At 68.5% G+C, this 19450-nt stretch carries 18 protein-coding genes; 8 read left to right on the top strand and 10 right to left on the bottom strand.

Annotated elements, in window-relative coordinates:
* Window positions 1-7 precede the first annotated feature (7 nt).
* Together hemB and EZ304_RS10475 are read left to right on the top strand one after the other, a co-directional pair.
* Entirely contained in the window at window positions 8-997 is a 990-nt protein-coding gene (hemB, locus tag EZ304_RS10480) for a porphobilinogen synthase (RefSeq protein ID WP_142806997.1), read from the top strand.
* Window positions 998-1029: 32 nt separating this feature from the next.
* Window positions 1030-1299 carry an SHOCT domain-containing protein gene (locus EZ304_RS10475; protein WP_099551710.1) on the top strand — a complete coding sequence of 90 codons (270 nt, stop codon included), beginning with the start codon at window positions 1030-1032 and terminating at the stop codon, window positions 1297-1299.
* A gap of 97 nt (window positions 1300-1396) precedes the next feature.
* Here EZ304_RS10475 and EZ304_RS10470 read toward each other — a convergent pair whose 3' ends face one another.
* Window positions 1397-2269 (bottom strand): PD40 domain-containing protein, encoded by an 873-nt coding sequence (locus EZ304_RS10470; protein WP_142806996.1) that lies wholly within the window; start codon window positions 2267-2269, stop codon window positions 1397-1399.
* A 48-nt stretch (window positions 2270-2317) separates the two neighbouring features.
* Here EZ304_RS10470 and aroE point away from each other — a divergent pair, with 48 nt between their 5' ends.
* From aroE to dinG, 3 genes are all read left to right on the top strand, one after another.
* On the top strand, window positions 2318-3163 hold the full coding sequence (aroE, locus tag EZ304_RS10465; protein WP_142806995.1) for a shikimate dehydrogenase: 846 nt from the start codon (window positions 2318-2320) through the stop codon (window positions 3161-3163).
* 3 nt (window positions 3164-3166) lie between these two features.
* Entirely contained in the window at window positions 3167-3520 is a 354-nt protein-coding gene (locus tag EZ304_RS10460) for a hypothetical protein (protein ID WP_043402795.1), read from the top strand.
* Between the two features lie 167 nt (window positions 3521-3687).
* Entirely contained in the window at window positions 3688-5790 is a 2103-nt protein-coding gene (dinG, locus tag EZ304_RS10455) for an ATP-dependent DNA helicase DinG (protein ID WP_142806994.1), read from the top strand.
* Between the two features lie 67 nt (window positions 5791-5857).
* On the opposite strand, the gene EZ304_RS10450 is transcribed toward dinG, so the two are convergent.
* The gene (locus tag EZ304_RS10450) at window positions 5858-7030 is read right to left on the bottom strand and encodes a DUF418 domain-containing protein (RefSeq protein ID WP_142806993.1); all 1173 of its coding nucleotides are present in this window, start codon (window positions 7028-7030) and stop codon (window positions 5858-5860) included.
* Between the two features lie 226 nt (window positions 7031-7256).
* Window positions 7257-9095, bottom strand: a complete 1839-nt coding sequence (ilvD, locus tag EZ304_RS10445) for a dihydroxy-acid dehydratase (RefSeq protein ID WP_142806992.1) — start codon at window positions 9093-9095, stop codon at window positions 7257-7259.
* A 408-nt stretch (window positions 9096-9503) separates the two neighbouring features.
* Between ilvD and EZ304_RS10435 the strand changes: the two genes are divergently transcribed.
* The 3 genes from EZ304_RS10435 to EZ304_RS10425 are packed head-to-tail and all read left to right on the top strand — an operon-like array spanning window position 9504 to window position 11909.
* Window positions 9504-10076 (top strand): DUF1190 domain-containing protein, encoded by a 573-nt coding sequence (locus tag EZ304_RS10435; RefSeq protein WP_142806990.1) that lies wholly within the window; start codon window positions 9504-9506, stop codon window positions 10074-10076.
* A 7-nt stretch (window positions 10077-10083) separates the two neighbouring features.
* Window positions 10084-11262, top strand: coding sequence for a glutathionylspermidine synthase family protein (locus EZ304_RS10430; protein ID WP_142806989.1), 1179 nt, complete (start codon window positions 10084-10086; stop codon window positions 11260-11262).
* Window positions 11262-11909, top strand: coding sequence for a hypothetical protein (locus EZ304_RS10425; RefSeq protein ID WP_142806988.1), 648 nt, complete (start codon window positions 11262-11264; stop codon window positions 11907-11909). Before EZ304_RS10430 ends, EZ304_RS10425 begins: the two co-directional genes overlap by 1 nt.
* A 118-nt stretch (window positions 11910-12027) precedes the next feature.
* Here the strand turns inward: EZ304_RS10425 and EZ304_RS10420 are convergent, their stop codons facing one another.
* The 7 genes from EZ304_RS10420 to EZ304_RS10390 form a co-directional block, all read right to left on the bottom strand.
* Window positions 12028-13326 carry a DUF58 domain-containing protein gene (locus tag EZ304_RS10420; RefSeq protein ID WP_142806987.1) on the bottom strand — a complete coding sequence of 433 codons (1299 nt, stop codon included), beginning with the start codon at window positions 13324-13326 and terminating at the stop codon, window positions 12028-12030.
* The gene (locus tag EZ304_RS10415; protein ID WP_142806986.1) at window positions 13323-14309 is read right to left on the bottom strand and encodes an AAA family ATPase; all 987 of its coding nucleotides are present in this window, start codon (window positions 14307-14309) and stop codon (window positions 13323-13325) included. Before EZ304_RS10415 ends, EZ304_RS10420 begins: the two co-directional genes overlap by 4 nt.
* The gene (locus tag EZ304_RS10410; RefSeq protein ID WP_142806985.1) at window positions 14306-15490 is read right to left on the bottom strand and encodes a DUF4350 domain-containing protein; all 1185 of its coding nucleotides are present in this window, start codon (window positions 15488-15490) and stop codon (window positions 14306-14308) included. The genes EZ304_RS10415 and EZ304_RS10410 overlap by 4 nt, the downstream gene beginning before the upstream one ends.
* Window positions 15487-17109 carry a DUF4129 domain-containing protein gene (locus EZ304_RS10405; protein ID WP_142806984.1) on the bottom strand — a complete coding sequence of 541 codons (1623 nt, stop codon included), beginning with the start codon at window positions 17107-17109 and terminating at the stop codon, window positions 15487-15489. Before EZ304_RS10405 ends, EZ304_RS10410 begins: the two co-directional genes overlap by 4 nt.
* Window positions 17099-18091: a stage II sporulation protein M gene (locus EZ304_RS10400; RefSeq protein ID WP_099551698.1), complete on the bottom strand. Its 993-nt coding sequence runs from the start codon at window positions 18089-18091 to the stop codon at window positions 17099-17101. The genes EZ304_RS10405 and EZ304_RS10400 overlap by 11 nt, the downstream gene beginning before the upstream one ends.
* Window positions 18088-18777, bottom strand: a complete 690-nt coding sequence (locus EZ304_RS10395; RefSeq protein WP_099551697.1) for an RDD family protein — start codon at window positions 18775-18777, stop codon at window positions 18088-18090. The genes EZ304_RS10400 and EZ304_RS10395 overlap by 4 nt, the downstream gene beginning before the upstream one ends.
* Before the next feature lie 125 nt (window positions 18778-18902).
* Window positions 18903-19433 carry a gamma carbonic anhydrase family protein gene (locus EZ304_RS10390; protein WP_099551696.1) on the bottom strand — a complete coding sequence of 177 codons (531 nt, stop codon included), beginning with the start codon at window positions 19431-19433 and terminating at the stop codon, window positions 18903-18905.
* Window positions 19434-19450: the final 17 nt, after the last annotated feature.

The following is a 19450-nucleotide window of genomic DNA, read 5'->3' as shown; positions in this document are numbered from 1 at the left end:
GCCTGCCATGTCCCACCCGCTTTACCGCCCGCGCCGCATGCGCCATGACGAGTTCTCACGCCGCCTGATGCGCGAGAACACGCTGACCACCGACGACCTGATCTACCCGGTGTTCGTGCACGAACTGGCCGGCCGCACCGCAGTACCGTCGATGCCGGGCGTGGAGCGGCTGTCGATCGAAGAACTGCTGAAGGTGGCCGAAGAGGCGCTGGAGCTGGGCATTCCGGTGATCGACCTGTTCCCGGTGATCGACCCGTCGCTGAAGTCGCTGGATGCGTCGGCGGCGTGGGCCGAAGACGGCCTGGCGCAGCGTGCGATCCGCGCGCTGAAGTCGCGCTTCCCGGAACTGGGGGTGATGACCGACGTGGCGCTGGACCCGTACACCACCCACGGCCAGGACGGCATCATCGACGACAAGGGCTATGTACTGAACGACATCACTGTCGAAGCGCTGGTCAAGCAGTCGGTATCGCACGCCGAGGCCGGTGTGGACATCGTCTCGCCGTCGGACATGATGGACGGCCGCATCGGCGCGATCCGCCGTGCGCTGGATGCCGACAACCACATCAACGTGCGCATCATGGCGTACTCGGCCAAGTACGCCTCGGCGTTCTACGGCCCGTTCCGTGATGCGGTGGGCAGCGCCGCCAGCCTCGGCAAGGCCGACAAGAAGACCTACCAGATGGACCCGGCCAACGGCGACGAGGCCCTGCGCGAGATCGCGCTGGACCTGGAAGAGGGCGCCGACATGGTGATGGTCAAGCCGGGCATGCCGTACCTGGACCTGGTGCGCCGGGTGAAGGAGACCTTTGGCGTGCCGACCTTCGCCTATCAGGTGAGCGGCGAGTACGCGATGATGAAGGCCGCCTTCGCCAACGGCTGGCTGGACGAGCGCGCCTGCGTGCTGGAGTCGCTGCTGAGCTTCAAGCGGGCCGGTGCCGATGGCGTGCTGACCTATTTCGCGCCGCAGGTGGCGCGATGGCTGCGCGAGCGCTGACAATAGCGCCACGATAGACGGAGGACTACGCGATGGGACCGGAACTGGGATGGATGCAATGGTTGATCTGGGGCATCGGTACGCTGGTGTTCGGCGCCATCATCGTCGGTGTCTTCATCGCCGCCTGGCGGGCCGGCAAGCGCCCGCCGGAGCAGCTCTCGGCCGCCCGCCACGTGGCCCGTGAGCAGGCCCTGCCGGAGAGCGTGCAGGCCGAGCTGGCGGCGCTGAACCAGCGCAAGGACAACGGCCAGCTGAGCGAAGTGGAGTACGAGCAGTTGCGCGCCAAGGTGTTGTCGCGCTGACCGCGCGTTCCGGGCGTTCCATCCACGCATGGCGTGGATCTACTGGTAGCCGCCAACCTTGGTTGGCGCTTTCACACAGGCCCACCAAGGTTGGCATCTACCGAGCGCCCGGCACGCACCCGGCCACCGCCGCCACCTTCGGTGCCGCCAACCGGTACACATCCACGCCACCGGCACGCGGTGCCTTGGCCGCGCTGCTGGCCACCATCATCTCGCCCGGCTTGGCGTTGTCGATCACCGGTGCTCCGGTCCAGCCGCTGGTCTGGTTGAACGACAGCCCCAATGGCTGCAGCGACACGCCGGTCCACGCACAACCGCTGCTCCACACCTGTGCGGTCGTGCCGTTGCCGCGGCTGAACACCACGGCGCCGTCATGGCCCAGCCAGTCGCCGTCGGTCTCGTCGCCGGCGCTGTTCAACGCGGTCAGTGCGGTGGCCGGTCCGCGCTGGCCCTGCGCATCCAGCGTTGCCACGAACAGGTCCCAGCCGGCGCCACGGCCCTGCTGGCGGGCAAACAACAGCCGTTGGCCGTCCGCGCTCAGGGCCGGCCCGCGCTCTTCCCGGCGACCGCCATCACCGGACAGCGCCTGCGCATGACCCAGCTGGCCGTCGACGGCCAATGCGGCGCGGTACAGCGCCAGCGCGCCCTCGCGGCCGGCCGCGAACAGCAGCCAGCGGCCGTCACGGCTGAAGTAGGGATCGCGGGCCTCGCCAGCCACGCCCACCGGCAGCGCCTGTGCCTGCTGCCAGCGGCCATCGACCACGCGTGCCTCCCACAGGCCCCAGCCGGCCTCGCCGCGGCGGGCGAAGACGATGCGCTGACCATCGGCGCTGATCGTGGCGCGGCCCTCGTCGGCACGGGTCGAGACCACGCCCATGCCTTCGATGCCGTACTCGTTCAACGCCATCGCCACGGGGGCAGAGAGTAGACTGGCGGCAAGCACCAGCAGGGGCAGGGTGATGCGCATCATCCGGTTCCGTGCACGAAAGAGCATCAGTCTAGCCAGCTTGAGGATTCCATGACCGACCGTTACGCCGTCTTCGGACACCCCGTTGCCCACTCGAAGTCGCCGCAGATCCATGCGACGTTCGGTCGCCAGGAAGGCATCGCCATCGACTATCGCGCGATCGACCTGGCCCCGGATGCGTTCCTGGCCGGCCTGGAGGCCTTCGCTGCCGAGGGCGGTGTCGGTGCCAACGTCACCCTGCCGCACAAGGAAACCGCTTTCTCGGTATGCACCACGCTGACCGCACGGGCGCGCCGCGCCGGGTCGGTCAACACGCTGCTGCGCAAGGGCGACCGCTGGCACGGTGACACCACCGATGGCATCGGCCTGGTGCGTGACCTGACCGATCGCCATGGCCTGGACCTGCGCGGCCGTCGCGTGCTGATGATCGGTGCCGGTGGCTCGGCGCGCAGTGTCGCCCCGGCGCTGCTTGATGCCGGCATCACCGAGCTGGTGGTGGTCAACCGCACGCCGGAGCGTGCCGACGAACTGATCGACGCCATGGGTGAACCGGGCCGCGCGATCAGCCGCTACTGGGAAGACCTGCGCGATCTGGGCGACTTCGAACTGATCGTCAACGCCACCTCGGCCGGCCGCGACCGTGACGTCGAGTTCAAGCTGCCGCTGTCGCTGGTCAACTCGATGACCAGCGCCGTCGACCTGAACTACGGCGAGGCGGCCATCGCCTTCCTGGCCTGGGCCCGTGCGGCGCAGTGCCGCAATACCGTCGACGGCCTGGGCATGCTGGTCGAGCAGGCCGCCGAGAGCTTCCTGCAGTGGCACGGTGTGCGCCCGCAGACCGACGAGGTCTACCAGTCGCTGCGCCAGGGCTCGGCCGTGCTGGCCGGCGAGGATTGATCGATGGACAGCACAACGTTGATGGTGACCGTGCTGAGCATGGTCGGCGTGCGCCTGCCGGTGCTGATCGCGCTATGCATCGGCCTGGTCTGGGTGGTCGGCGCACCGCGCGATGCCACCCGCACCGGCGCCCTGGTCGGCCTGGTGCTGTTGCTGCTGTCCAGCCTGGGCGGCCTGGCGGCGGGTGTCCTGCCGATGTGGCTGGTCAGCAGTGGCAACTTCAGCGCCATCTCGGGCATGGGCGCCATCCTCGGCGTGCTGCATTTCGCGCTGGCGATGGTCGAGGCCATCGGCGTGGTGCTGCTGGTGTGGGCACTGGTACGCCTGCTGCGTAGCCGTACGATTCCGGCGGCCTGAGCGGCAGCGCCGGGCCATGCCCTGCGCATCTGGCCCTTGGGCGATCCGGCCACCGGACCGTGACCGCCGCCAGGCGTCGTCGCTGGCCCGTTCAGGGTGCCAGCGGCGGTGAACGTGGCCAGCCATGCGACAATGACCGGCCTGATCCAGCTACGGTAATTCCCGGCGTGACCGAAACCGTCGCCGCTCCGCGCACGCTCGATGACCCCTTGAAGGACGCGATCCGCAAGGCGTACACGACGCTGCAGGCCAATACGCCCGGCTTCTCCACCCGCCGCTCGCAGAGCCAGATGATCGGCGTGGTGTCGCGCGCGCTGTCGAAAAGTGGGGGTGTCGGCGTCGTCGAGGCACCCACCGGCGTCGGCAAGAGCCTGGGCTACCTGACCGCAGGTGTGCCGATCGCATTGGCCAGCAAGAAGAAGCTGGTGATCAGCACCGGCACCGTGGCGCTGCAGTCGCAGCTGGTCGAGCGCGATATTCCCAACTTCCTCAAGGCCACCGGCCTGGAAGCGACCGTGGCGCTGGCCAAGGGTCGTACCCGCTACCTGTGCACGCGCAACGCCGCCGAGGCGCAGGGCGAGGGCTCGCAGGGCGGCATGTTCGAGGATGACGCGCCCCTGTTTGATCGGCCGCTGGCGCCGATCGAGATGGACATCGCCAAGCGCCTGACCGATGCCTTCACCGGCGGTACCTGGGATGGCGACATCGACAACGCGCCGGAGACCATCAGCCCCGGCCTGCGCAGCCGCATCACCACGCCGGCCTCGGGTTGTGCCGGCCGCCGCTGTGCGTACTCGGCGCAGTGCGCGGTGCTGCGCTCACGCAACACGGTGCGCGATGCGCAGATCGTGGTCACCAACCACGCGCTGCTGCTGTCGGCACTGTCGATCGGCGACAGCGACAACGGCCAGCCGTTGATCGCACCGCCGTCGGACATGCTGCTGGTGCTGGACGAAGGCCATCACATCGGCAACGTGGCGATCGACCAGGGCGCGGCAAGCCTGGCGCTGGATGAAATGGCCAAACGCACCGGTCGCCTGCAGATCCTGATCGCCGGCGCCTACCGCGCGGTCGACAAGGATCGCCTCGGCAACCTGCTGCCGAACGAAGCGATCGAGGTGGCCAGCAACGTGGCCAAGCAGCTGCGCGCGTTCCGCGATCACATCGAGCGCGTGTGGATGCCTGCGCCGGCGGACGAAGAGCCGATGTGGCGCGCCGCCAACGGGCGGCTGCCCGAGGCCTGGCGCGAGCCGATCGAAGCACTGGCCGACGATACCCGCAGCCTCTACAACTGGGCGCATGCCGCCACCGCGCAAGTGGCCAAGGGCAAGCCGGACGATGCCGCGCGCGAGCGCCTGCAGCGCAACCTGGGCATGGCGCTGGAGATGATCGAGCAGCAGTACAACCTGTGGCAGGCCTGGCGCCGCGAGGACAAGGACGGCGCACCGCCGATGGCGCGCTGGGTCACCGCCACCCGCGACGGCGACCTGGTGCTGCACGGCTCACCGGTGTCGGCCGCGCACGTGCTGCGCAAGCTGCTGTGGGATGAAGTGGACTCGGTGGTGATGACCTCGGCGACGCTGACCGGTGGCGGCGATTTCCAGTCGCTGGCGATCGACAACGGCATCCCCGAAGAGGCCGAGATGGTCTCGCTGTCCTCGCCGTTCGACCTGCCCAACCAGGCCGAGCTGATCGTGCCGAAGTTCCCGGTCACGCCGGACGACCGCGAAGGCCACCCGCGCGAAGTGGCGCGCTATCTCGATGCCGAACTGGACTGGGCCAAGGGCTCGATGGTGCTGTTCACCTCGCGCTGGAAGATGGAGAAGGTGGCCGGCCTGATGTCGGCCGCGCGCCGCAAGCAGGTACTGGTACAGGGCGAGATGTCCAAGACCCGGTTGATCGACGAGCACCTGCGCCGTGTCTCGGCGGGCGAGGGCTCGGTGCTGTTCGGGCTGAACTCGTTCGGCGAGGGCCTCGACCTGCCGGGTGAGGCCTGCACCACGGTGGTGATCACCCAGGTGCCGTTCGCGGTGCCGACCGACCCGCAGACCGCCACCCTCAGTGAATGGTTCGAGGGGCGCGGGCTCAACGCCTTCAACCTGATCGCGATTCCGCATGCGCTGCGCACGCTGACCCAGTTCGCCGGCCGCCTGATCCGCACCTCCACCGATACCGGCCGCGTGGTCATCCTCGATTCGCGGCTGCTGACCCGCCGCTACGGCAAGCGCATCATCGACGCGTTGCCGCCATTCAAGCGCGTGATCGGCTGAAAAAAGGGGACGGAGGGGATTAAGTCGCAAATGGCACAAACGATCTGATCCCTTGCGTCTCCGGTGGCTACCGCCGCAACGGCAGCCATTGTCCTTCGCTGGCGCTGCGCCACAGCCATTCGACCGGCCCGAAACGATGGCCGCGCAGCCACCATGCACTCGCCCACAGTTGCAGTGGGAACACTACTGCAGCCACCAGCAGCACCGGCCACAGCCCGTGCAGCGGGCCGATGCCCAGCCCGAAGCCGGCAAACAGCGGTACGCAGATCGCGCTTTGCAGCAGGTAGTTGCTCAGTGCCATGCGCCCGGCCGGAACGAACACGCGCAGCACGCGTCCGGCCCATGGGCGCAGATAGAGCAGGGCGAAGATCGCTGCCGCAGCGATGCCCAATGCCAGCGGCGCAACGCGGTACGAAACGCGCAGCAGGTAGCCGGGCACGCCCCCACGCAGCGCTGGCCATGCCTGCTTCAGTGCATCGGCATTGGCATCGATCCACAGGAACGCTGCCGTCAGCAGCAGGCCGCCCAGAGCGATTGAACGCAGCAGCGGCGTATGTGCCTGCGGCTGCAGCAGCAGGCCGCGACGGCCTGCCCAGTAGCCCAGCAGGAAGCGACCGAGCACGAAGAACAACAACGCCCAGTTGCTCAGCTTCAGCCACGCCGCCAGCTGCAGGTTGTGCCACCACGCCTGCGCCAGGCTTCCGTGCTCCAGCGCATCGAGTGCTACGGCGTTCATCTGCGCGCGCGGTGTGAGCAGGGCCACCCATTCGCGTATCCACGGCGACAGCAGCGGAGGCAGCATCAGGGCAATGAACAGGCCGCTGAACAGCAGGGCGCGATCACCCAGGTGCCGGAACAGCGGCAGCAGCAGGCCGACCACGGCATATACCAGCAGGATGTCACCCCACCACAGCAGCACCGAATGCAGCAGGCCGATCACCAGCAGCACCGCCATCCGCCGCAGGTGCGCGGCCATGCTGCCCTGCGCATTGCCGTCCATCTGCATCGCCACGCCCATGCCGAACAGCAGCGAGAACAGCGTGATTGCCTTCATGTCCACCAGCCATTCCATGCCGGTGCGGATGGCCTGGTCGAGCGCCGCGCTGGGCAGTGCCTGCTGCGCGGCCTCGGTCATCAGCGCGTCGAGCGAGAAGAAGCGCAGGTTGACCAGGAACACGCCGAGCAGCGCGAACCCACGCAGGGCATCGATGAGGGGCTGGCGAGATGGACGTTGGGTCATGCCGCGCAGCGTAGCGGATCGGTAGTGCCGGCCGCTGGCCGGCAACCGTTGTTGGTAGATGCCGGCCTTGGTCGGCGCTGTGGGTACCGTGCCAACCAAGGTTGGCACCCACCAGAGCGATGCGGCGGTTGTTGCAGGGGTAGTGCCGGCCGCTGGCCGGCACCTGCACCGCGATGGCCCACATCGATGAGGCTGCCGGCCAGCGGCCGGCACTACCGTATGGCGATCAATCGCCCAGCAGGGCGGTGTTGCGCACGGCGCCCTTGTCGGCGCTGGTGGCGAGCAGGGCGTAGGCCTTCAACGCGCTGGTGACCTTGCGCGGGCGCGGCGCGCGCGGTTTCCAGCCACGCGCATCGGCGTCGGCGCGGCGCTGGGCCAGCACAGCCTCGTCCAGCAGCAGATCGATGCGGCGGGCCGGAATGTCGATGCGGATGCGATCGCCATCTTCCACCAGGCCGATGACACCGCCGCTGGCCGCTTCCGGCGAGACGTGGCCGATCGACAGGCCCGAGGTGCCACCGGAGAAGCGGCCGTCAGTGAGCAGCGCGCACTGCTTGCCCAGCCCCTTCGATTTCAGGTAGCTGGTCGGGTACAGCATTTCCTGCATGCCGGGGCCGCCCTTCGGCCCTTCGTAACGGATCACCACCACCTCGCCTGGCTGCACCTCGTCGGCGAGGATGCCGGCGACGGCGGCGTCCTGGCTTTCATAGACGCGCGCGCGGCCTTCGAACACATGGATCGACTCGTCCACGCCGGCGGTCTTCACCACGCAGCCATCGACGGCCAGATTGCCGCGCAGCACGGCGAGGCCACCTTCCAGTGAGTACGCATGCTGCAGTGAGCGGATGCAGCCCTCGGCGCGGTCCACGTCCAGCGTCGGCCAGCGCGTGGCCTGGCTGAAGGCCTCCTGGGTGGGGATGCCGGCCGGGCCGGCCTTGAAGAAGGTATGCAGGGTGTCGTTGTCACTGCGCACCACGTCCCAGCGTTCCAGCGCGTCGGCCAGGCTGGCGCTGTGTACGGTCGGCACCCTGGTTTCGAGCAGGCCGGCGCGGTCCAGTTCACCGAGGATGCCGAACACGCCGCCGGCGCGGTGCACGTCCTCGATGTGGTACTTCGGCGTGTTCGGCGCCACCTTGCACAGCTGCGGCACGCGCCGCGACAGCGCATCGATATGGGTCAGGTCGAAGTCGACCTCGGCTTCCTGCGCCGCGGCCAGCAGATGCAGGATGGTGTTGGTGGAACCGCCCATGGCGATATCCAGGGTCATTGCATTGGCGAACGCGGCCTGGGTGGCGATGCCGCGCGGCAGCGCGCTCGGGTCTTCGCCGCCATACCAGCGGTGGCAGAGTTCGACGATCAGGCGGCCGGCGCGGCGGAACAGCGCTTCACGGTCGGCATGGGTGGCCAGCGTGGTGCCGTTGCCGGGCAGCGACAGGCCCAGTGCTTCGGTCAGGCAGTTCATCGAGTTGGCGGTGAACATGCCCGAGCAGGAGCCGCAGGTAGGGCAGGCACTGCGCTCGAACGCCGCGACCTTCTCATCGGAGGCGCTGTCATCGGCGGCAACCACCATCGCATCGACCAGGTCCAGCTTGTGCTCGGACAGTTTGGTCTTGCCCGCTTCCATCGGCCCGCCGGAAACGAACACCACCGGGATGTTGAGGCGCAGCGCGGCCATCAGCATGCCGGGGGTGATCTTGTCGCAGTTGCTGATGCACACCAGCGCGTCGGCGCAGTGCGCGTTGACCATGTACTCCACGGCGTCGGCGATGATCTCGCGGCTGGGCAGCGAATACAGCATGCCGTCGTGGCCCATCGCGATGCCATCGTCCACGGCGATGGTGTTGAATTCCTTGGCGACGCCGCCGACCTGCTCGATCTCGCGCGCGACCAGCTGGCCGAGGTCCTTCAGGTGCACGTGGCCGGGTACGAACTGGGTGAAGGAGTTGGCGATGGCGATGATCGGCTTGTGGAAGTCGCCGTCCTTCATGCCGGTGGCACGCCACAGGGCGCGGGCGCCGGCCATGTTGCGGCCGGCGGTGGAGGTGCGGGAACGGTATTCGGGCATGGCTGGCGGAACGGGCGGGCCGTACGACGTGGGGGTCAGCCGATCATGGCCAATTTTTTCGGTTGCTGCTGCAACCACCTTCACCGCTTGCAGCGGCTTGGTGGTCCGCGCATTTCCCCTTATCCCTGCGCCTTCGGCGCGCCCCCTTGAACAACAAGGGGGCTTCTTGCCGGAGACTTGGCTGCGCACGCCGGGCATAGCCGGGCGCCGCGGGGTGTGTGCCAACCAAGGTTGGCACCTACCAGTGCGGTGTGCCGCCCGGGGTCGGATCCCATCGCGGCGCGATGGGCTCTGACCCCAATGCCGACGAAAATGAAAGTCCGTTCATCTTTCGGACTTTGCCGATTCCGGTTGTTGGCCAGGATTTGGCATCATTGGGGCATTGATCCGTCGACAGGGCATGAGGCCATGAAACGTTCCCGCACCACCGCGCTGCTGCTGATGAGCGCTGCGCCGCTGCTGTTCACCGCCTGCCAGAAGGAGCCGGAGGTGAAGGTGCAGGAAGGCCTGTACACCTCGGTGGAGGCCTGCACCGAGGCCACCGGCGATCCGTCGTCGTGCCGCAATGCCTTCGCCGAAGCGCAGAAGCAGGCCGCCGATGCGGCACCGAAGTACGCCAGCAAGGAAGCCTGCGAGAAGGATTACAAGCCGGAGCAGTGCGTGCAGCAGCACACCTCGGCCGGTACCTCATTCATCGGCCCGATGATGATGGGCTTCTTCATGTCGCAGATGCTGAGCAACCGCGGCGGCCTCGCCCCGCAGCCGCCGGCGGCGTCGCCGGCTTACCAGGACAAGAGCGCCGGCTGGGCGCGCCCGGCGCCGGGCGGCAGCGGTGGCCTGAACACCGCCAGCGGTATCGGCGCCGGCAAGGCCGGCCTGGCACCGGTCGCCAGCGAACCGAACCGTGCGGTCACCGCCAGCCGTGGTGGCTTCGGCAACACCAGCGCACGCCGCAGCACCAGCGGCAGCTACGGCGGCTGATCGACCCATGCAGCGCATCCGGATTGCCGAGCGTGCCCAGTGGCGGGCACGCGCGGAAGAGGCGGGTTTCCGCTTCCACACCATCGACGGCCAGCCGTACTGGGATGAAAGCGCGTACTACGCGTTCACCCTGCGCCAGATCGAACAGGACATCGAAGACCCCAGCGGCGAGCTGCACCAGATGGCGCTGGACCTGGTGGGCGATGTCATCGCCAGCGAACGGTTGATGGACCAGCTGGCGATTCCGTCGCACTACCGCGACTGGATCGCCGACAGCTGGCGCCAGCGCCAGCCGCATCTCTATGGCCGCCTGGACCTGGCCTACGATGGCACCGGTCCGGCCAAGCTGTACGAGTTGAACTACGACACGCCGACCTCGCTGTTCGAGGCCAGCTTCTTCCAGTGGCAGTGGCTGGAAGACCAGCGCAACGCCGGTCGCCTGCCGCAGCACGCCGACCAGTTCAATGCGATCCACGAAGCGCTGGTCGACCGTTTCGGCGAACTGGCCACGCAGCTGCCGCCGCCGCTGTACTTCAGCGCGGTGGGCAGTTCCGAAGAAGACCGTGGCACCGTCGATTACCTGCGCGACTGCGCTTCGCAGGCCGGCCTGCATGGCCAGGCCATCGCCGTCGAGGATATCGGGTTGTCCGAGGATGGCCGGTTCACCGCGCTGGATGATTCGGTGATCGGTACGTTGTTCAAGCTGTACCCGCTGGAAGACCTGATGGCCGAGGAATTCGGTCGCGCGCTTCCCGGCTCGGGCGTGCAGCTGCTGGAGCCGGCCTGGAAGGCGGTGCTGAGCAACAAGGGCATCCTGCCGTTGCTGTGGCAGCGCAACGTGGGCCATCCCAACCTGCTGGAAGCGCACTTCGATGACGGCAGCACGCTGGCGTCGGGCTGGGTGCGAAAGCCGCTGTTCTCGCGCGAAGGCGCGAACATCGAGATGCACCTGGCCGATGGCAGTACCCAGCGCAGCGACGGTCCCTACGATGGCCCGGCGATCATCCAGCGCGCGCATCCGCTCACCCGCTTCGAAGGCGGCTATCCGCTGATCGGCAGCTGGGTGATCGGTGACCACGCCTGCGGCATCGGTATTCGCGAGGACGACAGCGCGATTACCCGTGACAGTGCGCGCTTCGTGCCGCACGCGATCGTTGATGAGGCGCCGACGCGGATCTACGTCTGATGACGGTGCGGCGTTGGCCTGGCCGGCATGGGCGTCCCACGCCCGTGCCGGGCCGGCATTTCGATGACGGGCGCAGCCTGCAGGCCTTCGCGGACCGCGTCGCTGTGCGTTGCCATCGCTGCGACACCCCCGGCTGGGTGATCGCCAGCTGGAAACCTTATCGGTGGACGGCGCGATTCCGCTGCACCGGCTGCAGTTCTGCGTTGGACAGTGGTGACTGGGTCGGCGCGGTATACATGCTGGGCCGCCAACCTTGTGGATTCTGTGGGCATCAGTGGCTGCATGTGCGTCGCCGGGTTCCCGCTGGCATCCCTGCACCGGCGTCCTTCGCTGCTCGATGTGCGCAATGTGATCGTAGTACCGATGTTTCGGTCTCGGTGCGTCCGTTGCGTGATGCCGAGCCTGCCGATCCGCACTTCGGATTGCCGCTGCGCCTGGTTGAACCGACCCGCGCGGGCCTGCTCTGGGCCTACAACGCTGAGCATCTGCAGGCACTGCACGAGTACGCGAGCGCGACACTGCGGGAAAGCCGCGGCCATCACCGATCCATGTTCTCGCGCCTGCCGCAGTGGATGAAGCTGGCCCGCAACCGGGTGTTGCTGCAGCGTGCGGTGGAGCGCCTGCAGCGTCGGTTGTTGCATTGGTAGATGCCGACCTTGGTCGGCGCTGTGGGTTGGTGCCAACCAAGGTTGGCACCCACCAGAGCGATGAGGCGGTTGTTGCAGGGGGGTAGTGCCGGCCGTTGGCCGGCAACCGTTGCTGGTTTCAGAGCAACCCTTCGCGCTTCACTGCCAGATAGCGCTCCACCAGCGCAGCAGGCAGCGCATCGGCGGTCACGTCCAGCACCATCACCTTCTCGCTGCGCAGTGCCTCGTGCGCCTTCGCGCGCTGCTGCAGGTACAGCGCCGCAGCGCCAGCCTGGGCGGCGTCCTCCAGCGACTGCACCTCATCATCGAGGACAGCATCCAGTTCGCGCTCGCGCAGGCTGGCCACGCACACCAGGTGGAGTTTCTGCAGCAGGCGCACTGCCGCCAGCAGATCCTCGATGTCTTCGTCGCGCACGTTGCTGACCAGCATCACCAGCGCGCGTCGGCGCTGGCGCAGCGACACCTCGGTGGCGGCGGCCAGGTAATCGGTGGCCACCGCGCGCGGCTGCAGGTCGTAGCTGGCACGCAGCAGGTGCTCGACCGTACCCATGCCACGCTGCGGCGCCACCCAGCGGCGCTCGCCACCGGCAGCGAACAGGCCGGCGGCATCGCCCTGGCGCAATGCCAGGTACGCCACCACCAGTGAGGCGTTCAAGGCGTGGTCGAAATGCGAGAGGCCGCCTTCGCTGGCCAGCATGCGTCGCCCACTGTCGAGCATCAGCAGCAGCTGCTGGTTCTTCTCGTCCTGGTACTCGCGCGAGACCAGCTTGCGCGCCCGTGCGGTGGCCTTCCAGTCGAGCTGGCGCAGGCTGTCGCCCACGCGGTATTCGCGCATCTGGTGGAAGTCGGTGCCTTCACCGCGGCGACGCTTCACGTGCGCACCCACCAGGCGCGAGGCCTGGTCGGCGCTGAACAGGGCGAAGCGGGTGAGCGGCACGAAGTTCGGATAGACCCGCACGTCCAGCGCGGGGGGCAGGGTGCGTTGCTGCCACCACAGCCGCCATGGCGAGCGCATGCGCAGATGCACGCCGTCGAAGCGGAAGCGCCCACGCTGCAGCGGCTGCAGGTGATAGTGAAGTGTGGAGGCGCTACCGGGCTGCAGGCGCACGCGCTGCGGCAGCGATTCCAGCGGCCATCCGCCGGGCACCAGGTCGAACACCTGCACCGTCATCGCTGCGTCTGCCTGCAATCGCAGTGCAGCCTCGCGGCGCACGCCCAGTGCCAGTGCTTCGGGCAGTTCGCGCTGGATCTGCGGCGATGGACGTCGCGTCTGCCGCCACAGGTCGAACAGCGCAGGCAGTGCGATGGCCACCGCGGCCAGCGCCCAGCTCCAGCGTGGCAGCAGGTCGCCCAGCACCAGGCCGCCCAGCGCGGCCCAGGCCAGCAGCAGCGCCAGCAGCAGCGGGGCCGGCCTCATCGGCGCGGCGCTTCCACCTTGGCCAGCAGCGCGCCCAGCACATCGTCGGCGTCCTGGCCCTCGATCTGCAGTTCCGGGGCCAGCGCGATGCGGTGGCGCAGCGCCGGGCGGGCGATGTCGCGCACATCATCCGGAGTGACGAAATCACGACCGGCCAGTACCGCCTGCGCGCGCGCGGCACGCACCAGCGCGATGCTGCCGCGCGGACCGGCGCCGACCGCGATTCCCGGCCACTGCCGGGTGGCGGCAACGATGCGTACCGCGTAGTCAATCACTTCGTCATCGACGGTGATCGCCGCAGTAGCACGCTGCAGTTCCAGCAGCTCGCCGGCACCGAGCACGCGCGGCACCTGGCTCAGGTCGAAATCGCTGGCAGCGCGGCCGCTGGTGATCGCGGTCACCATGCGCTTCTCGTCCTCCAGCTGCGGGTAGTCGATCAGCACTTTCAGCAGGAAGCGGTCCAACTGGGCTTCCGGCAGCGGGTAGGTGCCTTCCTGTTCCAGCGGGTTCTGGGTGGCCAGCGCCATGAACGGTGGCGCCAGGGCGAAGGCCTTGCCTTCGATGGTCACTTGGCCTTCCTGCATCACTTCCAGCAGCGCCGACTGGGTCTTGGCCGGCGCGCGGTTGATCTCATCGGCCAGCAGCAGGTTGGTGAACACCGGGCCACGGCGGATCTTGAAGCTCTCGCTCTTCGGGTCGTACACGGCGTGGCCGCTGACGTCGCTGGGCATCAGGTCGGGGGTGAACTGCACGCGCCCATAGTCCAGCTCCATCGCCTGCGCCAGCGCGCGCACCAGCAGGGTCTTGCCCAGCCCCGGCACGCCCTCGATCAGCACGTGGCCACCTGCCAGCAGGGCCACCAGAATCTGGTCCAGCACGTCGGCCTGGCCGATGAAGGCGCGGCCGACGGCCTCGCGGATGGCATCGACGCGTTCGATCAGGCGGGCATCGGCGGCCGCCGGCAGCTCGGGGACTTCGGTCATAGCAGGGATCTCATCTGGAGCAGCAAGCGGATGCGCTCGCGCAGGGCGGAGGAATCGTGCGGCGGAGGCGGTGTGAGCGCGCTGGCAACGCGGCCCTGCGGCCACTTCAGCAGCTCGGCGATGGCCTGATCGCGTGGCGCACCGTCCAGTGCGGCGGCAATCGGTGCGCGCAGGCGCAGGCGGTGCAGGAACAGGGCGAGCACGGCGTCGTGCAGGCGCGCGCCGTGGCCGAAACGCAGCAGCAGTTCACCACTGGCGCGCACGTGCTCCAGCAGCGAACGGCGTTCCAGTACCGGTGACGGCAGCAGGCTGCCGAAGCGCTGCGAGCGGCCCCACAGCCAACCCAGCAGGGCCAGCAGAAGTGGCGCCCACAGCGGCCAGCCCTGGTAGAAGACGCGTGCCCACAGCGATGGCGGACGGCTGGCGTAGATCAGCCAGACCGTACCCTTGCCGTAGTTCGGGTCCAGCAGATGGCGGGTCAGGTCGCGGTGCGAAGCATCGTGCAGGCCATCGCTGGTCCTGCCGCCCGCCGAGGCCAGGCGCGCTGCCGGTGAATCCACCTCGCTGCGCATGAACTCCATGTCAGCCAGCACGCTCACCTTGCCCTGGCCATGGCGGAGGCGTGCGAACACGAGATCGCGATCACCGCCCCAACGGCGTTCGGCCTGCGCACTGGCCGCAAAGCCCAGGGTGAAACGGCGGCCACCGCAGAATTCAACGTGGCCCGGATCATCGTCGACATGGAAGGGTTGGCAGTCGCTGCGCTGGAACAGGCTGTCCACGCCCAGCCGGTCCAGCAGCGGCCCCTGCGTGCTGCCGGCATCGTCCTCGGCCGGCGGCGGTGTGCGTACCAGCAGGTGGCCGCCATCCTCGACCCAATCCAGCAGGGCGTTGGCGACGGGCGGCGGCAGCTCGCTGCTGTCCTGCAGCAGCACCACCGTGTCGTGCGGCCCCAGCGTCATCTGCTGCAGTTCCAGCCGGGGCAGCGAATGCACGTCGATGCCGTCGGCACGCAGGGCCTGGCCAAGCACGTACAGCGGGTTGTAGCCGGCTTCGCCCTGCGGCGGCAGCCGGATGGTCTCGGTCACGCGCTCATGCGTGCGCAGGTAGAGGATGGTCAGCGGCACGCCGAACAGAACCAGCACGCCCAGAAGCAACGACCAGAACAGGCGCGGGCTCATGCCTGCCACCCGTACTGCTGGCGCAGCGCTGCGGCCAGTGCGTCGAAATCGCTGCGGCTGGGCAGGCGGCCACCGTAGGCCGCGTACTGCCACATGCGGACGATGCGCGCGAACAGGTCACGGTCGGTGGCGTCAGGCATGCGTCGCGATGCGCGCAGGCACTGTGCTTCGGTGGCGCCGGGGGGCAGCGCGATGCCACTGCGTTCCCCCACGGTACCCACGCTGGCACGGTAGAGCAGGGCCAGCGCCTGGCGGGGTCGGCCCTGGTCCCAGAGCAGGCCGGCCTGCGTGGCCACGTCCGGCGGCAGCACCACGGGCAGTTCCACCTGTTCCTCCATCACCTGCGGTGGTGCATCGGCCTTGCGCCGGCCGCTGCCGCGCAGCCAGGGCAACCACATCCGCGCCGTCAGCAGCAGCACCAGCAGCAGGACGCCGAGCAGGCCCCACAGGCCCCACTCGGCCAACCGTGCCAGCCAGGCGATGCCATCCTTGCGGGCCTTGCGTTCGCCCCGGGCGCTGCTGTCACTCTGCAGCTGCTTGTCTTCCTTCTTTTTTTCCTCGGCCTGTTCGATCGGCTTCCAGTGGGTGACCTGGCGGGTCGGGCGCTGCAGCGGATCCTCGTAGGCGCGATTCACCGCCTGGCGGAAACCGGCAGTGTCCACCGGCGTGCCACCGAAGATGGTGGCCGGCGTGTTGGCCGGGTCGATGGTCGGCTCTTCGTCGTCCTCTTCGGCGGCAATGCCGCTGGCGCTGGGTTTGCCCATTGCGCGTTCGGGCTCGGCATCTGCGTCCTGCGCGTGCACCGGTGCGGAGACCAGCGGCAGTGCCAGGCACAGCAGCAGGGCCAGCGTCGATGCCGCCGGCAGCAGGCGATCGCGCAGGCGGCGCAGGGCGATCTCGACGTCCCAGGCTTCCATCTGCGTACGCCGGTTCAAGTACAGGCCAAAGCCCGCACCGACGAAGAACGGGCCGATCAGCGCCGAGGCCAGCCAGCAGGCCAGATTGAAACCGAAGCGTGCCCATGCGGGCGTGTCCTTGCCGATCATGTCCCACGCCGCGCGCCAGGATTCGGACATCAGGTCCAGTGGCATGAACATGAACACTGCACCGATGGCACCGGACACCAGCACCGCTTCGAACGCCATGCAGGTCACGGTCAGCACTGTCGCCGCACCTGCGGCGCCAGCCGCCACCGCACGGCGGCGTGGACCGCGCTGGCCCGGTGCGTTGCCTTCCAGCAGGTTCACCGGCAGGCACAGGCTGCGCAGCACGCTGAAGCGACGCCAGCCAAGGTAGCCCCAGAAACCGGTGTTGCCCCAGTGGCGCTGCGCACGCAGGGCCGAAAGCGTGCTGACCGGTTCGCCGAAGATGCCGCGCGACAGCACATACAGCGGCGCACGCTCGAACAACGGCTTGCACCACCACATCGCCAGCCAGGCCCAGCCGAAGGCATCCAGCCACCCTCCCAGCACGTTGAAGATCACGAACAAGGGGGCACTGGCCAGCAGCCAGCTGCCCCACACTGCGCGCGCATGGCGGCGGGAGAGGGCAGTGCCCAGCTCCATCGCTTCCCAGCCGCTGCGTGCACGCAGCACCACGTCCAGGCGGTCAATGCGCATGGCCGTCTCCACGCCCGCCACGCCACAGCCACAGCAGCACGCCGGCCCAGAGCACTCCGGCGACGCTGAACTTGATCCATGCGGGGACTTCGGCGATCGACGACCAGAACGCTTCGATGAAGGCCGCGACCAGCAGCATGAACGCCACGCCCAGGCACAGCCGGGCACCGATGCGGCCACCGTCGACCAGCGCATCCAGGCGGCTGCGCCGGCCCGGTGCCAGCAGTTTCATGCCCAGCTGCAGGCCGGCACCGCCGGCGATCACGATCGCGGTCAGCTCGAATGCGCCATGGCCGACCACGAAGCGCCAGAACGGTCCACCGTGCCCGATGTGCTGCAGGTGGCCGGCCACCGCACCGATGGTTACGCCGTTGAACAGCAGCACCAGCAGCGTGCCCAGCCCGGCCAGCAGGCCGCTGGCGAAGGTGCGCAGGGCAATGCTGATGTTGTTGAGGATGTAGTGGCCGAACATCATCCAGTCGGTGCCGCTGTCGCGGCCCAGTCGTTCGGCAGCAGGGTCGTACATGCGCTCCATCGCGGCGATCTGGCGGTTGTCCATCAGCGTGTGGATCAGGTCCGGATGGACCTGTGCAAGCACGAAGCAGGCGATCGCCGGCAGCGCGAACATCGCCAGCGCTACCCACATGCTGCGTGCCTGGCTGCGCACGAGCAGCGGGAAGTCGGCCACCAGGAATTCCAGCGCGGCGCGCCAGCGCGTCGGCCGTGTGCGGTACAGCACGCTGTGGCCCTGCTGCATCAGCTGCTGCAGGCGCTGGACCAGCTGCGGGCTGTAGCCGCGCTCGCGGGCCAGCGCCAGCTGCTGGCACAGGCGTCGATAGCGTTGCGGGACGGCGGTATCGTCCAGTGCCAGGCCGCTGGCCTTGCGGCGCGCGCGGCGGGAGGCGCCGGCACGCAGCAGCAGCCACTGTTCCAGCTCCTCCCATTCCTGGTGGTAGCGGGCGACGAACTGTTCCTGTTTCATCGCCGCCCCAGCAGCCAGTTGGCCATTGCATACAGGCGCAGCACACCGATCTGGCCCAGGCTGCCGGTCAGGGGTTCGGCAATGCCGGCCAACTCCTGCTGGCGGGGCGCGGACAGACGTGGGGCGCGCTCGGCGAAGGCCATCAGCGCGGCCTGCTCTTCCAGCCGCAGCGGCTGCGGTGGGGCCAGCACGCTGTCGATGGTGGGGGGCGGCGGCAGGTACGGTACAGGCGCGTGTACCACCACGGTGCCGGCCACCAGGTCGCCGAGGCGGCGGCCGTGCGGATCGAACAGGCTGCTGACCAGGCCCAGTGCATAGCCAAACGGCAGCATGTCCACCGTACGCAGCAGGTTGCGGGTGATCGCCGCCATCCAGCCCACGGGCGCGCCATCGCGGGACAGCACGCGCAGGCCCAGCGCGCGCTTGCCCAGCGTGCGGCCCCACAGCGCCTCGCACACGATCGGGTAGACCCAGTAGACCAGGAACATCAGCACCAGGTTGAGGCCGGAGCCGAATTCGTCCAGCACCGCCAGCGGGATTGCCATGAGCACCAGTACCGCGATGCGCACGCCAAGATCGACCAGCCACGCCATGGCCCGCGGCAGCGGCCCGGCTACCGGCAATTGAAGCAGCACGCCCTCCGGCGTCACCACCTCACGGTAGGTATCGAGCATCGGTGCGGCCATCAGCGCGATGGCCTTCGTTGTGGGCGCCGGAGTCCTCTCCGGCGGGCAACCACAGGCATGGGGGGATCTCGACAGGTCCTGGTCGGGCCCAGACTTTAGCAGAGCCGCGTGGCGGCGTTGGCTGCTCAGCCCCGGTACTCGTCCTTCAGGCGCACGTAGTGGTCGGCCGAATAGTGCAGCGACTCGATCTCCTTGTCGCTCAGCGTCCGCGCCGGCCGGGCCGGGTTACCGACCCACAGCTCGCCTTCGCCCACCACCTTGCCGGGGCCGATCACCGCGCCGGCACCGACGAAGCCGTGGCGTTCAACGCGGGCACCGTCGAGGATGCAGGCGCCCATGCCGATCAGGCTGTAATCGCCGATGGTGCAGGCATGGATGATGCAGCCGTGGCCGACGGTCACGCCCTCGCCGATCAGGGTCGGGTAACCGGCCTTGTTGTACGGGCTGTGGTGGCTGACATGGATGATGGTGCCGTCCTGCACGTTGGTGCGCGCACCGATGCGCACGTAATTGACATCACCGCGGATGACCGTGCCCGGCCACACCGACACGTCGTCGGCCAGGTCCACGTCGCCGATGACGGTGCAGGCCGGGTCGATGTACACGCGCTCGCCGAGGACGGGCATCTTGTCGCGGAAGGGGCGCAGCGGGTTCATCGGTGTCTCCGGAAATC

Source organism: Stenotrophomonas maltophilia (assembly GCF_006974125.1).
Classification (GTDB): domain Bacteria; phylum Pseudomonadota; class Gammaproteobacteria; order Xanthomonadales; family Xanthomonadaceae; genus Stenotrophomonas; species Stenotrophomonas maltophilia_O.
This window is presented reverse-complemented; position numbering and strand designations above follow the sequence as displayed.